This is a genomic window from Bradyrhizobium sp. (assembly GCF_016219575.1).
Lineage (GTDB): Bacteria > Pseudomonadota > Alphaproteobacteria > Rhizobiales > Xanthobacteraceae > Bradyrhizobium.
In genome coordinates this window covers 507,382-521,728 of the sequence record NZ_JACRMG010000009.1, presented here as the reverse complement: position 1 = coordinate 521,728, position 14,347 = coordinate 507,382, and the positions used below count along the sequence as shown (strand labels likewise).

The following is a 14,347-nucleotide window of genomic DNA, read 5'->3' as shown; positions in this document are numbered from 1 at the left end:
CGTAGCATTAGGTCGGATAGGAGACCAATACCAGCTGCGGGTGAGACCCTGTTCGATTTATTGTGCCGCCCCGGCGGCGGTACGGCCGGGCTACCAACGGCGCCAGTGCTGCAAGTTCAGCGCAGACGGGCAAATCAGTTCTGTTTACCGGAATCGTGTCAAGCCCAAGACCGGGCAGAGCGTATGTCTATCACCATACTGGCTTGTCATCGCCCGGCTTGACCGGGCGACCCAGTCGAAAGGCCGCGGCGTACTGGATCACCCGCTTTCGCGGGTGATGACAAGCCAGGGGCGTCTATTGGCCGAAATGACGCGGACAAACCTACCCCTTCTCCACCCCGCACCATTCCGCGATGAACAGCGCGGTCGCCTTCGTCGACTTCCGCAGCGAGTCCAGGTCGACATATTCGTTGAAGCCGTGAATCGCCTCGCCGCTGGCGCCGAAGCACAGGCTCGGGATGTCGTAGTTGAGTCCGTAGAAGCGCGTATCGGTCAGCGCGGTGAAGACGAGGTCCTCGACCTTGCCGCCATAGACGGCGGAAAACGCCTTGCCGAATGCGGCTTCCGGCGCGGCGGAATCCTTCAGCTCATAGCCTTCCGACAGGAAGCCGGACCACTCGACCTCGGGCGGATTGTTGGAGAGGAAGCGGTGATCGCGCGAGGCGGCGGAGACGCAGGCCAGAATCTCCTTCTGGCAATCGGCGACCGACCAGCCCGGCAGCACGGCGATGCGGCAATCGACGTCGCACCAGGCCGGCACGCTGGAAGCCCAGTCGCCGCCCTTGATGATCCCGGGATTGAAGTTGATCGGGTGCGTCAGCGTCCTGAAATGGCGATCGGCCTTGGCCCGCTCGTTCCATTCGACCTCGAGCTTCTGCAAGGCATGGATCAGGTGATAGGCCGCCATGATCGCATTCGAGCCCGAGCCCGCATGGGCCACATGCACGGGAATGCCGCGCACGCGCAGGCGAAACCAGATCACGCCGACCTGCGAGCGCACCATCCTGCCGCCGGTCGGCTCCGGAATGAAGCAGGCGTCCGCCCGGTAGCCGCGCTGCAGCGTCGAGAGTGCGCCGACGCCGGTACTCTCCTCCTCGATCACGCTCTGGAAGTGAATCCGCGCCGTCGGCTTGAAGCCGGCCGCCCTGATCGCATCGAGCGCATAGAGCGCGCCGATGGTGCCCGACTTCATGTCGCAGGCGCCGCGGCCGTACATGCGGCCGTTCTTGATCACGGGCGAGAACGGCGGCGTCTCCCACATGTCGAGCGGCCCCGCCGGCACCACGTCGCAATGGCCCTGCAGGATCAGCGATTGTCCGGCATTGGTGGCGGGCCGGTAGGTGCCGACCACGCTGCGCGCTTTGGTAAAGTCGTGGTGGATCGGGCCGTAGCCGCGCAGGTCTTTCAGGTCGTCGAGATCGAGATGCCAGTCGTCGACCTCATAGCCGCGCTCGCGCAGGAGATCACCGATCATGTCCTGGCACGGTCCCTCCGCGCCGCGGGTCGAGGGGATGGCGACGAAGTCGGCGGTGGTGGCGAGCTGCGCGTCGAAGCCGGCATCGACGGCATCGAGGATTCGCTGTTGGATGTCGGCGTTCACTTCCGTTTCTTCTCCCGCGCGAGGTGGCTATCCTGGTCCGATCAAAGCATATTTCGGCAGGCCTTGTGGAGGCGCCTCGCCTTTCAGAATCACAGGGGTGCCCGTACAATTCGCCGCAGCAAGGCTGCGGAGGGGCCGCATGGCGGACAACCGGATATCGGACAACAAGAACGTGCTCTATCTCATTATCGGCGTGCTGCTCGTTGCCGTCGGCGTGCTCGGCTTCAATCTCTACCAGGCGAAGAAGCAGCCTGAGGGATTGCAGATCAATGTCGGGCCCGATGGCCTGAAGATCCAGAGCAAGTGAGCATGACCGCCCCGCGGCTCGTCATCGCGCTGCTCGGCTGCCTTGCCCTGTCCACGCAGGCGTCGGCGCAGCAGCAGATCGTGTCGCGCGAGCAGGACATCGTCGAGCTCCGGCTCGGCCAGCGCGTGATGGTGGACGACGGCTCCTGCCCGGCCGGCCAGATCAAGGAGGTCCAGGGCGCGCAGATGACGGCGTCGGGCGTGCTGCGCACCCGCAAATGCGTGCCGCGGCTGGGGCCGAAGACGCGGTGAGCCAGTCGTCACGGCCGCATGCTACCAGCCGCCGTATTTTTCGACGATGCCGCGCCACAGCGCGCCGCGCTCGCGCGCGTAGGATTCCTTGACGACGTTCGCATTCTTCGTCGCCGCGGTGACCACCATCACGAGCTTCTGCGCGGGATCGACGAAGATCGACTGCCCGTAGACGCCGAGTAGCGCGAAACGGCGCTTCTCGCCGGGAAACGGCCAGAACTGGTAGCCATAGCCGAAGTAAGGTGTCGCGCGCTGCGGCCTGAACGCATCCGGCTGGCGGTGCCAGTCGGTGGCCTCCAGCAGATATTCCGTCGGCACGACCTGCTTGCCGCCGACAGCGCCGTCGTTGGCGAGGAGAACGCCGAGCCGGCCGTAGTAGCGCAGGGTCGCGTTGAAGGCTCCCATGCCCTCTTCGGTACCGTCGGGGTGCTTGATCCAGGTCGCGTCAGCTTCCGCGCCCATCGGCTGCCACAGCCGCGGCGTCAGATATTCGCTCAGCGTCGTCCCGGTCACGGCTTGCAGCAGCAGCGTCAGCACCACGGTCTCGCTGGAGGCGTAGTGAAACCTGGTGCCCTGCTCCGCCTCTCGCGTGTTGAATTCGCGCAGCGCCGTGATGGAGTCGTAGGCCACCCGCAGGCGAACGAAGCGCGAGACGTCGTCCTTGCCGTCATAGACTTCGTTGAAGGCCACGCCGGAAGCCATGCGCAGGATGTTGCGGATCGTGGTCTCGCCATAGGCGTTGCCGGCAAGTTTCGGCACATATTTGGCGACGGTGTCGTCGAGCGAGGCGATCTTCTTCTCGGCAAGCGCAATGCCGACGGCCAGGCTGACGATGGACTTGGCCATCGAATGCGACACGAAACGGTTTTGCGCGGTGCGGTCGTACTGATAGCGCTCGGCGAGTATCTGGCCGTCCTTGACCAGGAGGAATCCCGTGACGCGCTGACGGGCGAGGAAATCGTCGAGCGAATTGTCCTTTTCCTCGAAGCGATAGCTGATATCGGGCGCATTCGCCGCCTTCGGCAACGGCAACGGCGTTGCCGATCGCTTCAGCGTGTGATGCGGAAGGATTTGGTCGAGATGGCTGAACGAGCCGACGCGGACATGCTCGCCAAAGAACCAGGTCTGAGGCGTACCGAGCGGATAGCCCGCGGATTTGCCCAGCAGTTCTTCGTCCGGAGCGGCGTGGCCGGGAAGCGGAGGGGCGAGCAAGGCCAGCAATGGCGCAAGGATCAACAACCGCCGCATGCGGGCCTCCCCCTCCGGCCGCGCGTTCCGGCGGCGTCGGGTCAAACCGTTACAACAGGGCCGATGGAGGTGTCGAGCGGACTAGCCGCCGGAGCTGGCTTGCGTCTGCGGCAGCGCCGGCTCGAACATGCATTGCAGGGTGGGCTTGGCGATCTTGGTGAAGGTCGCCGCGATCTGCGACTGCTTGGCCGGCGGCACCCAGTGGGTCTCGATGGTCGGCACGCCGGTCTCGCTGATGCCGCGCAGCAGCGCCTCGCGCAGGTCGCTGTCTTCGACGGTGGCCGCCGCGTAGTCGTGCAGGCAGCCGCATACGGACTCCGGATGCGCCCAGCGGCCCACCATGTGGGGCGCGCACTGGCGCACGAACTCGCCGCGGGGATCGGGAAGCCTCGGCTGCGAGCGCATCTGCGCCTGGGCCGAGCCGATGAGAAGGAGGGTCGTGGCGACCGCCGCAGTGCAGAAACGAAGGAGCATGTTGGCCTTGGACTCTTACTTGATCGCTGCAAGCACGACGGGAGCGGAATTGGCGGCGGGCGCGCCGTTATAGGCGAAGCTGCCCGCAGCCGGCAAACTGTCCGGCGACCCGGCCATCGAGGGGCCGGCCAGCACGAAGGCGAAAGCAAGGATGAAGCTGAAGGTCCGCATCGAACTGTCTCCGGGTCCGGCCATGGCCGCCGTTTTGTTGGGCAGCTTGATAACCAAGCGCTGTTTCCGGATATCTGCACCACAAGCGGAAAATGGTTTCGTGGCGGGCGAGAATTGTTTCGTCGCCGCGGCCGCGACGAAACATTGCGCGAGAAAACCCTTTGATTTCAGTGCGCCAGGAGTGTGACCCATGTCATTGTCGGTCGCTGGCCGAAGCGGCTCGGTCATTGGCCGAGCCCCGGGCTCATTTCAGGGGACAATCCTGAACCCAAACCGATTCCGGGGCGACTTAACCAATAGCGCGCAACTCTTGGGACGTTGGCGCGTTAGTCCCTGTTCGTCAGCAGACCGGTTCATCAGCACAAGGATCGCCGTCGTGGGCAATGGCAACATCGATGTTGGCAATGACGCGACCCGCAAATCAGGCAAGCCGATTGTTGAGCAAGTGAAGGGTAGCGGCTCTTCCGAAGCGGGAATCAAACAGATGCAGGCAGCGCAACCGACCAATTGCGGGGCGATGTCGCAGCAGGGCAGCTTCAGCTACCACGGCAATGTATCGTCGCCGCAGCAGCTGCTGCACCTCGTGGGGTGCCGCGACCCCAAGGTCCGCGCCGAACCCTGGACCCGCAAGGCGCCGCAACAGCGCTAAAGCGGAATCGTCGCGTTCGGGCCCAAGCTATTGAATGAACTCACCGCATTTCTGCACCGCGGCGTCGGCGGGCCCCCAGGGCATGATCGGCACCGAGGAGGTGGAATTCTTCGGCGAGCCCTCGATCAGCTTGTCCGAATAGACCATGTAGACGAGCACGTTGCGCCTGGGATCGCAGCCGCGGACGATTTGCATCTTCTTGAAGAACAGCGAGCGGCGCTTGCGGAACATGTCGTCGCCCTGCTCCAGCTTGCTCTTGAAACGGATTGGCCCGATCTGGCGGCAGGCCAGCGAAATGTCCGAGACCTCCTCCGCCAGTCCCAGCCAGCCCTTGAACCCGCCCTTCTCCGGCACCGTGAAATGGCAAGCCACGCCCTCCACCTCGGGGTCGTCGACGCCGTAGGTGGCGAGCTTGTCGTTCGGGCTGAGCAGCTTGAACACGGTGGAGCGGCGGAAGATCAGGTCCGGCTCGTCCGCGGCAAGGGCCGGAGTACCCCATCCCGGTACCGAGAACGCAGCCAGGGCCAGGGCGAAAACCGCCGCAAACCGGCGCCGGGTCCCCGGCAAATTGTCATGTTGGCGCGTCGCTTGGAATGGCATGAAAGGCTCCGGTGGTGATGCTCGCGGCCTATGTAGTGCTGCAATGCCACATCGGAAGACCGCCGGCTCACCCCTTGCCGGCCGCCGTTTAACCGAATGTGAGGCTTTTTTGCTACGCTTGCCCCGAAAACCGCAGCGATTTGAAGCCTTACGCTGGTGAACGCGGTTCTCGTCTGCGACAACAAACGTCAATATTGCGATCGGGATTCTAGGGAATACACGCGTGAGCGCACATCGGATTTCCACTGCCGGCGTTGCCGTGATCTTGACCGCGGCCGGTGCGGTCGCCGGCTCCTCACAGGCTGAGGCTGCTCTGTATTACTGGAACGATTACGACCCCGGCTATTACCGCCCGGCCCAGCCGCTGCAGCAGCGCCGGCCGAAGGTCAAGCGCAACGCCGTCGACAAGAAGACACAGGCTGCCGAGAAGGAAGCCGCCGCCAGCGCCAAGCCGCAGGGCCCGCTCGTCATCTCCATCTCGATCGAGCAGCAGAAGATCCGGGTCTACGATTCAAACGGATTGTTCGCCGAGGGGCCGGTCTCGACCGGCACCAAGACTCATCCGACGCCGATGGGTGTTTTCAGCATCATCCAGAAGCACAAGATGCACCATTCGAACATCTATAGCGGCGCGCCGATGCCCTACATGCAGCGCATCACCTGGTCGGGTGTCGCGATGCACCAGGGTGTGCTGCCGGGCTATCCGGCCTCGCATGGCTGCATCCGGATGCCGATGGCGTTTGCGCAGAAGATGTGGAACTGGACCAAGATGGGCGCGCGCGTCCTGGTCACGCCGGGCGACATGACGCCGGCGCCCTTCTCTCACCCGCTGCTGGTCGCGCAGAAGGCCGTGCCGCAGCCCGTCGCCGACGAAACCCCGCAGGTGGACGCGCCGCTCGGCGTCAAATCCGACAAGGGCGCAGACGCTGCGCGCGAAGTCGGCAAGTCCGCCGAGACGACCGAGGCGAAGCTCGAGCTCCGCTCCACCGTCGGCCACGCGCGCACCCACACGGCGGACGCCAGCGGCGTGCTGCCAGTCAACGCGGCGGTCACGATGTCGGATGCTTCGCCCGCGGCCGCATCCGGCGTCGCCGAGACGGCGATCAAGGCGGAAGCTGCCAAGGCGGAGGAATTAAAGGCCGAGGAAGCAAAGCCGGAAACCGCCGCCAAATCTGAACCCAGCAAGTCTGAGCCCACCAGGTCCGAAGCCGAAATCGCGCCTGCCACGGCGGCAGCGGCGGCAACCGGCGACAAGGCGGAAGAATCCGGGTCCGATGACATCGTCACCGGCGAGGTCAAGTCCAGCCCGACCTCGGTGAGTGCGAAGGCCGAGGACAGCGTTGTCGAGCCGGGCGCCGAAGCAAAGGCGGAAGCCAAGCCAGCCGACGTCAAGGCGGAGACTGCGAAGGCAGACACGCCGAAGGCAGATGCCGTCAAGGCCGACGAGCCGAAGGCAGCGGAGAAGGCCGCCGACAAGCCGGCCGAGCCTGCCAAGCCCGTCGCCGAAAAGGCTGCTCCTGAAAAGGCTGCTCCTGAAAAGGCTGTCACCGAGAAGGCTGCCACCGAAACGCCGGCGAAGAAGGACGTGTCCCGCCTGCCGGGTCTCGAAAAGGCAAAGCCCGAACTGAAGCGTGAAGGCCAGGTCGCGGTCTTCATCAGCCGCAAGGACGGCAAGCTCTATGTCCGGCAGAACTTCAAGCCGGTGTTCGACGTGCCCGTGACCATCGCGCCGAGCGACAAGCTGCTCGGCACGCATGTGTTCACCGCCGAAGTCGACAAGAACGATCCGAACGCGCTGCGCTGGTCTGCGGTGTCGTTGCCCATCACCGCGCGCTACGCGCCGAGAAACGACGAGGACGAGCGCGCGACGCGGCGGCGCAAGGGCGCGGGCAGCGTTCCGGCCGCGGTCAAGCCGGCGCCCCTGCCGACTGCCAACAGCGCGGCCGAGGCGCTCGACCGCATCACCATCCCGCAGGACGCGCTGACAAGGATCGCGGAAGTGCTGAGCACTGGCGGCTCGATCGTCGTGTCCGATCAGGGCATCAACCAGGGCGAAACCGGCGAAGGCACCGATTTCATCGTCAGGCTGCGGTAGCCACCGTCCGGCGGCAACGGCTTCTGTGCTAAACCGCCGCCATGGATGAACTTCGCTCTCCCGCTCTGACGGCTTCACCGCGCCGCGATGCGTTCGACCGGCTGACCTCCCTCGGCTGGCGCGGGGGACTGGCCGCCATCATTGCCGGCCTTGCGCTGTCGTTCTTCCTGTTCGGTTACGCCGTGATCTACTGGCGCAATGCCGACATGGATTTCATGGTGATCTACAACGCGCTCGCCATGAACGACGGCAAGCCGCAGCACTTCTTCGACCACACCGCCTATCTGACCATCCTCACGGTCAAGCACTGGTTCAAGCTGCTGCACGGGCTTGGCCTGCTCGATGCGTGGTCGCTGTCGTCGATGCCGGCGGCTTCCGATGTCGTGGCCTTCGACACGGCGATGACGCATGCGATACGTGCCGGCCGCGTCCTCGCGTTCCTGATTGCGGCGGGCAGCGTGCTCGTATTCGCGGGCCTGGTGCGCGCCATCGTGCGCGACTGGCGCGTTGCGGTGCTGGCTGTGCTGGCATTCGCGTTTTCCGGCGGCATCGCCGTGCATTCGAGAATCCTGCGCAGCGAGCTGGTTGCCGCTCTTCCGGTGGTGTTCGCGCTGATGATCCTCATCATCGCCGGGCGGCGCGCCAGCCTCGCCCGGCCGCTCGCACTGGGGCTTGCCGCGGTGCTGTGCGTGCTGGGCCTCGAGAACAAGGTACAGGCAATCCTGCTGATCGGCACGCTGCCGCTCGTCATCCTGCCATTCGGCAGCTCAGCAAGCGCAAGCATCGCGTTCTGGCGCGGCAGCCCGGCCGCATGGCTTGTCACTGCCGCGGCCGCCGTCATCGCCGGCGCCGCCGTGGGCATGGCCTGGCCGCTGATCGCCACGGGCTTTGATCGCGCGCTGATCGACGCCACGCAATTCCGCCCGCTGGTGATGGGACGCTATGGCGTGTACCAGCTGGCCCTGATGGCGCTGATCGGTGGCTGCATGATCGCCTATGCCGCGATCTGGCGCGTCAGCGCCGCCGAGACGCTGGCCTCGATGTTTGCGATGATGGCCGGCGCCTCGCTGACGCTGCTCCTGCTTTATCTCGAATACGACAGCCGCAACGTCATCGCGATCGCCAATCCCCTCGAGAAGATGCTGACCTTCGCCGACACGGTCACCAGCGATGTCGCCAACGGCCCGGGAATTCTGGGCATCCTCGGATTGCTGGTCGAGGGCATCGGCTCGGTGCTCGCGCGCTACACATTCGTGCTGCATTCCTCGCCGCGCCCGACCGTCTTCCTGACCTGGCTGATCGTGCCCGGCATCGTCATGGCATGGCGGCGCGGCGAACGGCTGGCCGCGCTCCAGGCCCTGACCTTGCTGCTAGCCTCCATCGGGATCGACACGCTGGGCGTCCGGCGCGGCCTCAAGTCGGAATATTTCATCTTCACCGATCCCCTGATCATCCTGTCCGGCGCGATCCTGCTCGATCGCCTGTCCGACCTGCGGCTCGCCAGATGGACGTACGCCGCCGCGATGACCCTGTTCGGCCTCCATCTCGCCGTCGGCCAGGCCGAGCCAGTGAAATACGCCTTCAAGCGGACTGGCCCGCAGTCGATCTGCGAGTGGAATACCTACTACATGCCCTTGCTCGCCCTGCCCTGGTGCCCGGCCAAATCCTGACGGCTTCAAGTCATAACGGCTTGTTGAAAGCGCCGCCCTGGCGATGGCGCTATGCTCCGGCCCGATCGATCCAAAGGGGATGACCATGATCGACCGCAGGATATTCCTGGCGGCAACGCTGGTCGCGGTTGCCGGCTGTTCCTCCCGCGCAGCGCGGGCGCAAGGTGCTGCCATGAGCAAGATCTCGGCCTACGCGTTCTCCTTCCCGGCGCTGTCCGGCGACGACATCAGGCTTGTCGAATTCACCGGCCGGCCGATGCTGATCGTCAACACCGCCTCGCAGTGCGGCTACACCCCGCAATATGCAGGCCTGCAGGAATTGTGGCGCGAATTTCGCGACCGCGGCCTCGTCATCATCGGCGTGCCATCCAACGATTTCGGCGGACAAGAGCCGGGCGGCGCCAAGGAAATCGCGGAGACGGCGCAACATCATTACGGCGCGACCTTCCCGATGGCTGGCAAGGTCGCGGTGAAGGGGCCGAACGCCCATCCCTTCTATAAATGGGCGGCGGAAGCGCGGCCCAAGGAGGTTCCGCGCTGGAACTTCCACAAATACCTGATCGGCCGCGGGGGATATATTTCCGAGGCCTTCCCGGAGAGCGTCGAGCCAACGGACACGCGCGTGAAGACCGCGATCGCCCGCGCCCTGGCTGCCTCGTGAGAGCCCCGTAATTAACCGGTCCGGCGACAATTTCGCCGGTGTGTCCCCGGCGTCGTTGCGTTGGCGGGGCCGCCCCAACTAGGGTATCATCCGACGGGGCACGAATTGACCCGGACGGGGCTTCAGGGCCAGTCACGGGTACAGGGAAAACTACAGGGAACAGAACATGCGTATTGCGGCAGGTCTTATTGTTGCGGGCACGGTCTCGCTGCTCGCCTCCAGCGTAGCGTGGTCGCAGACGCCACCGGCAAAGTCAGCCGCCGCTCCGGCAGCAGCAGCGGCCGCCGCGTCTCCTCCCGCAGCAGCAGCCCAACCGCCACAGCCTGCGCGCGCGGCTTGCACCAACCCGAATGCGCTCGGTGTCGCCCGCACCGTCGAAATCGACACGACTGGCGGACCCGGCTTCGGCTTCGAGCACTTCAAGGAGCTCGACTTCCTGAAAGAGAAGGAAGTGGTGCTGACCTTCGACGACGGACCGTGGCTCAACAACACGCCCGCGGTGCTGAAGGCGCTTGCCGAGGAGTGCACGACCGGCATCTTTTTCACCATTGGCAAGCACGCGACCTACTACCCGGAAATCATCAAGCAGGTGTACGCGGCAGGCCACACGATCGCCACCCACACCTGGTCGCATATCCCGCTGGTCAACAAGAAGCTGAGCGAGGACCAGCGCAAGGAGGAGATCGAGAAGGGCTTCAGCGCCGTGAAATGGGCGCTGGGCGGTGTCGCGCCCGCGCCGTTCTTCCGCTTCCCGGCGCTGCAGCATCCGCCGGAAATGCTCACCTATCTCGGCGAGCGCAACATTGCGAGCTTCTCCTGCGACATCGACTCCTTCGACTTCAAGTACCGCGGCACGAAGCCGCTGGATCTCGTGATGAAGGGGCTCGATAAGAAGGGCAAAGGCATCCTTCTCATGCACGACTATCAGAAGAACACCGCGGAAACGCTACCCGAACTCCTCAAGCGCCTGAAGGCCGGCGGCTACAAGGTGGTCGCGATGCGCGCCAAGGCGCCGGTGCAGACGATCGCACAATATGACGAAGCGGTCATCAAGGAGCTCAAGCTGCCGACCATGAGCTCCCGCCCGCTCAGCAGCGTGGTGACGGACGTTTCGAACTAGCACCAACACGGCGGTGCCGGCGTTGCGTTTCGAAGGCTATGTCATCGTCTCCGACGATGGCATGCTGGCGGATGCGCAGAACGTCATGCCGGCAGCGCTGAAGTTCGAGGGCGACAAGCGCTTCTTCACCGCCGCCCTCGACCGCGCCGCGCTGATCGTTCACGGCCGAAACTCCCACGAGGACCAGCCGAACTCGCCCGGCCGCAAGCGGATCGTCCTGACCCGCCGGGTTGCCGGGGTCGAGCCCGATCCGTCGAACCCGAACGCCCTGCTCTGGAACCCCGCGCGCGCGCCGTTCGAGGCGGCCTGCGCCCGCGCCGGCGTCACTTCCGGAACCATCGCCATTATCGGCGGCCCCAGCGTGTTCGACATGTTCATGGACCGCTACGACACGTTCTGGCTGTCGGTGGCGCCCAGGGTGCGCCTGCCGGGCGGCGAGCCCTGCTTTCCCGGCGTCGGCCCGCGTACGCCGCAGCAAGTTCTTGGCCTGCACGGAATGAAGCCGGGTGAAGCCGCGATGCTCGATCCCGCCGACGGCGTCAGTGTCACGCCGTGGCGGCGCAGCTGATCGCTACACGTCCCCGTAGGCCGGTTCGACCGAGCGCGGGCCCTTGCCGTAGCCGGCGATGATGAACAGGGCGCCGATCAGCGAGAGATTTTTCAGCGCATCGATGATGGCCTTGGGATCGGCCGGCGTCTGGCTCCAGAAATCGTGGAAATAGAAGGTCGCCGCCATCACGAAGATGACGAGCAGGATCGCGAAGAACCGCGCGCCGAAATTCACCGCGATCATCAAGCCGGCGATGACCTCGAAGGCCCCGACGCCGATCGCCAGCAATTGGGGCGTGCTCATTCCAGCCAGGCTCTCGAGCTGGGACGCATAGGGCGCAAGCAATGTCGGAACCGTCACCTTGGAGGCTATGAAATCGGCGGTGGCCTGGATGCCAACGAGCTTGCTCGCCCCGGTGTAAATGAACAGCACGGCAAACAATATCCGCCCGAAAATAATCAACGCTGGCATGACCGTCCCCTCAAATGCAAAAAAGCGGATGTCGCGACGGCGATTATGGGCGTTCCGTCCCCGCTTTTCAAATCATCAATAGAATCCGCAATCCTTCCCCGATCCCGGCCCTCTTTAGCCAAACAGGCTCGGTTGCTGACGCCCGGCCCGCTCCTGGGCCTCGACCGCGGCAACCGCCGTCATGTTGAGGATGCCGCGCGCCGTCACCGACTTGGTAAGGATGTGCACGGGACGCCCCGGACCGATCAGGATCGGTCCGACCGGCAATGCGTCCGCCAGCGACTTGATCATCTGATAGGCAACGTTGGCCGTATCGAGGTTCGGCATGATCAGGATGTTCGCCTCGCCCTCCAGATTGGATTGCGGCAGCACCAGCTTCCGCGCCGCGCCCGACAGCGCGGTGTCGCCCTGCATTTCGCCGTCGGCCTCGATCTCCGGATGCTTGTCCTTCAGCAATTGCGTGGCGCGCCGCATCTTGCGCGAGGAATCCGTGTCATAGCTTCCGAAGTCGGAATGCGACACGAAGGCGATCTTCGGCTTGATGTTGAAGCGCTGCACATGCAGCGACGCGAGCGATGCCACTTCCGCCAGTTCCTCGGCGCTCGGATTCGGCCGCACCTGGGTGTCGGCGATGAAATAGGCGCCCTTGCTGGTGATCAGCAGCGCCAACGCCGCATATTCGCTGACGCCGGGCAGGAAGCCTACGATCTCGCGGACATGGCGCAAATGGCTCATGTAACGGCCCCCGACGCCGCACAGCATGGCGTCGGCTTCGCCGCGCGCCACTGCGAGCGCCGCGATCACCGTGTTGTTGGTCCGCACCACCGTGCGCGCGGCATCGGGCGTGACGCCGCGCCGGCCGGCGATGTCGATATAGGACTGCACATAGGCGCGGTAGCGCGGATCGTCCTCGGGATTGACGAGATCGAAATCCCGACCGGACCTGATCGACAGGCCGAACCGCTTGATCCGCGCCTCGACCACCGAGGGACGCCCGACCAGGATCGGCCGCGCAATCTTCTCTTCCAGCACCACTTGCGTGGCCCGCAGCACGCGCTCGTCTTCGCCCTCGGCGTAGACCACGCGCACCGGCTGGGTCTTCGCCTTCGCAAACACCGGCTTCATGGTCAGGCCGGACCGGAATGAATAGCGCTGAAGCTGGGCGCAATATTCGTCAAAATTCTTGATCGGCCGGGTCGCGACGCCGGAATCCATCGCGGCCTTCGCCACCGCCGGGGCAATCCGCAGGATCAGGCGCGGATCGAACGGACTTGGGATCAGCGAGCCCGGGCCGAAGCCCTGCGTCTCCCCGGTGTCGAAACCATGGGCCACGGCATCGGACGGCGGATCGCGCGCGAGCTGGGCGATCGCGTCGACTGCCGCGTGCTTCATTTCCTCATTGATCGCGGTGGCACCGACGTCGAGCGCGCCGCGGAAGATGAAGGGAAAGCAAAGGACGTTGTTGACCTGGTTCGGGAAGTCGGACCGGCCGGTGCAGATCATCGCATCCGCTCGCGCCGCCCTCGCCTCGTCCGGCATGATTTCCGGCGTGGGATTGGCAAGCGCCATGACCAGCGGCTTTTCTGCCATCTGCTTGATCATGTCGGGCTTGAGCACGTTCGGCGCCGACAGGCCGATGAAGATGTCCGCTCCGCCGATCACGTCGCCCAGCGTGCGCTTGTCGGTCTTCTGGGCATAAACCGCCTTCCAGCGGTCCATCTGGGTGTTGCGCCCTTCATGCACGACGCCGTCGATGTCGCAGACCCAGATGTTGCTGCGCCTGGCGCCCATCGACACCAGCAGATTGAGGGTCGCAATCGCTGCCGCGCCGGCGCCGGAGGCGACGATCTTCACATCGGGCAGCTTCTTGCCGTTGAGCTGCAGCGCATTGACGATCGCCGCTGTGACGATGATGGCGGTGCCGTGCTGGTCGTCGTGGAAGACCGGGATCTTCATGCGCTCCTTCAGCTGCGCTTCGATCTCGAAACACTCCGGCCCGCGGATATCCTCCAGATTGATGCCGCCGAAAGTCGGCTCCAAAGCGGCCACGGTCTCGACCACGCGCTCGATCGTGTCGGCGGCGATCTCGATGTCGAACACGTCGATCCCGGCGAATTTCTTGAACAGAACCGCCTTGCCTTCCATCACGGGCTTGGAAGCTAGCGGGCCGATATTTCCGAGGCCGAGCACGGCGGTGCCGTTGGAGACCACGGCGACCAGATTGGCGCGCGCGGTCAGGGAAGCGGCTTCGGCGGGATTGTTCGCGATCTCGGTACAGGCGGCGGCCACGCCCGGCGAATAGGCCAGCGCGAGATCGCGCTGGTTGGCGAGCGGCTTGGTGGCCTGGATCTCGAGTTTGCCCGGCCGCGGCAGCCGGTGATAGGCCAGCGCCGCGGAATGGAGGTCTTCAGAATAGGACGACATGCACGCTTCCCCCGCGAGCTTCCTCTACCCCGAATTCAGGATATCGGCGGTTTGCC

Annotated in this window: 15 protein-coding genes; 8 read left to right on the top strand and 7 right to left on the bottom strand. The window is 64.8% G+C overall.

All coding sequences use genetic code 11. The annotated features are described in order from the left end of the window. Positions 1-322 precede the first annotated feature (322 nt). Positions 323-1,600, bottom strand: coding sequence for an ArgE/DapE family deacylase (locus HZB49_RS07505; RefSeq protein ID WP_291609873.1), 1,278 nt, complete (start codon positions 1,598-1,600; stop codon positions 323-325). A gap of 139 nt (positions 1,601-1,739) precedes the next feature. On the opposite strand from HZB49_RS07505, the gene HZB49_RS07500 reads away from it, so the two are divergent. Together HZB49_RS07500 and HZB49_RS07495 are read left to right on the top strand one after the other, a co-directional pair. Then, positions 1,740-1,907 carry a hypothetical protein gene (locus HZB49_RS07500; RefSeq protein ID WP_291609872.1) on the top strand — a complete coding sequence of 56 codons (168 nt, stop codon included), beginning with the start codon at positions 1,740-1,742 and terminating at the stop codon, positions 1,905-1,907. Between the two features lie 2 nt (positions 1,908-1,909). Continuing rightward, entirely contained in the window at positions 1,910-2,158 is a 249-nt protein-coding gene (locus HZB49_RS07495; RefSeq protein ID WP_291609871.1) for a DUF6719 family protein, read from the top strand. A gap of 21 nt (positions 2,159-2,179) precedes the next feature. Here the strand turns inward: HZB49_RS07495 and HZB49_RS07490 are convergent, their stop codons facing one another. From HZB49_RS07490 to HZB49_RS07480, 3 genes are all read right to left on the bottom strand, one after another. Beyond that, entirely contained in the window at positions 2,180-3,406 is a 1,227-nt protein-coding gene (locus tag HZB49_RS07490) for a serine hydrolase (protein ID WP_291609870.1), read from the bottom strand. Between the two features lie 81 nt (positions 3,407-3,487). Next, a complete protein-coding gene (locus HZB49_RS07485; RefSeq protein WP_291609869.1) occupies positions 3,488-3,880 on the bottom strand; it encodes a hypothetical protein in 393 nt (130 codons plus the stop codon). A gap of 15 nt (positions 3,881-3,895) precedes the next feature. Continuing rightward, complete coding sequence (locus tag HZB49_RS07480; RefSeq protein ID WP_291609868.1) at positions 3,896-4,279, bottom strand: hypothetical protein; 384 nt, start codon at positions 4,277-4,279, stop codon at positions 3,896-3,898. Positions 4,280-4,427: 148 nt separating this feature from the next. On the opposite strand from HZB49_RS07480, the gene HZB49_RS07475 reads away from it, so the two are divergent. Beyond that, positions 4,428-4,700, top strand: a complete 273-nt coding sequence (locus tag HZB49_RS07475) for a hypothetical protein (RefSeq protein WP_291609867.1) — start codon at positions 4,428-4,430, stop codon at positions 4,698-4,700. Between the two features lie 27 nt (positions 4,701-4,727). On the opposite strand, the gene HZB49_RS07470 is transcribed toward HZB49_RS07475, so the two are convergent. After that, on the bottom strand, positions 4,728-5,300 hold the full coding sequence (locus tag HZB49_RS07470) for a CreA family protein (protein ID WP_291609866.1): 573 nt from the start codon (positions 5,298-5,300) through the stop codon (positions 4,728-4,730). Between the two features lie 223 nt (positions 5,301-5,523). Between HZB49_RS07470 and HZB49_RS07465 the strand changes: the two genes are divergently transcribed. From HZB49_RS07465 to HZB49_RS07445, 5 genes are all read left to right on the top strand, one after another. Further along, complete coding sequence (locus HZB49_RS07465; RefSeq protein ID WP_291609865.1) at positions 5,524-7,395, top strand: L,D-transpeptidase family protein; 1,872 nt, start codon at positions 5,524-5,526, stop codon at positions 7,393-7,395. 41 nt (positions 7,396-7,436) lie between these two features. Further along, positions 7,437-9,065, top strand: coding sequence for a hypothetical protein (locus HZB49_RS07460; RefSeq protein WP_291609864.1), 1,629 nt, complete (start codon positions 7,437-7,439; stop codon positions 9,063-9,065). A gap of 85 nt (positions 9,066-9,150) precedes the next feature. Next, positions 9,151-9,726 (top strand): glutathione peroxidase, encoded by a 576-nt coding sequence (locus tag HZB49_RS07455; protein WP_291609863.1) that lies wholly within the window; start codon positions 9,151-9,153, stop codon positions 9,724-9,726. Between the two features lie 166 nt (positions 9,727-9,892). Then, the gene (locus HZB49_RS07450) at positions 9,893-10,846 is read left to right on the top strand and encodes a polysaccharide deacetylase family protein (protein WP_291609862.1); all 954 of its coding nucleotides are present in this window, start codon (positions 9,893-9,895) and stop codon (positions 10,844-10,846) included. A gap of 13 nt (positions 10,847-10,859) precedes the next feature. Then, entirely contained in the window at positions 10,860-11,414 is a 555-nt protein-coding gene (locus tag HZB49_RS07445) for a dihydrofolate reductase (protein ID WP_291609861.1), read from the top strand. A 3-nt stretch (positions 11,415-11,417) separates the two neighbouring features. Here HZB49_RS07445 and HZB49_RS07440 read toward each other — a convergent pair whose 3' ends face one another. Together HZB49_RS07440 and HZB49_RS07435 are read right to left on the bottom strand one after the other, a co-directional pair. After that, positions 11,418-11,867, bottom strand: a complete 450-nt coding sequence (locus tag HZB49_RS07440) for a DoxX family protein (RefSeq protein WP_291609860.1) — start codon at positions 11,865-11,867, stop codon at positions 11,418-11,420. A 114-nt stretch (positions 11,868-11,981) separates the two neighbouring features. Then, positions 11,982-14,291, bottom strand: coding sequence for an NADP-dependent malic enzyme (locus HZB49_RS07435; RefSeq protein ID WP_291609859.1), 2,310 nt, complete (start codon positions 14,289-14,291; stop codon positions 11,982-11,984). Between the last annotated feature and the right edge of the window lie 56 nt (positions 14,292-14,347).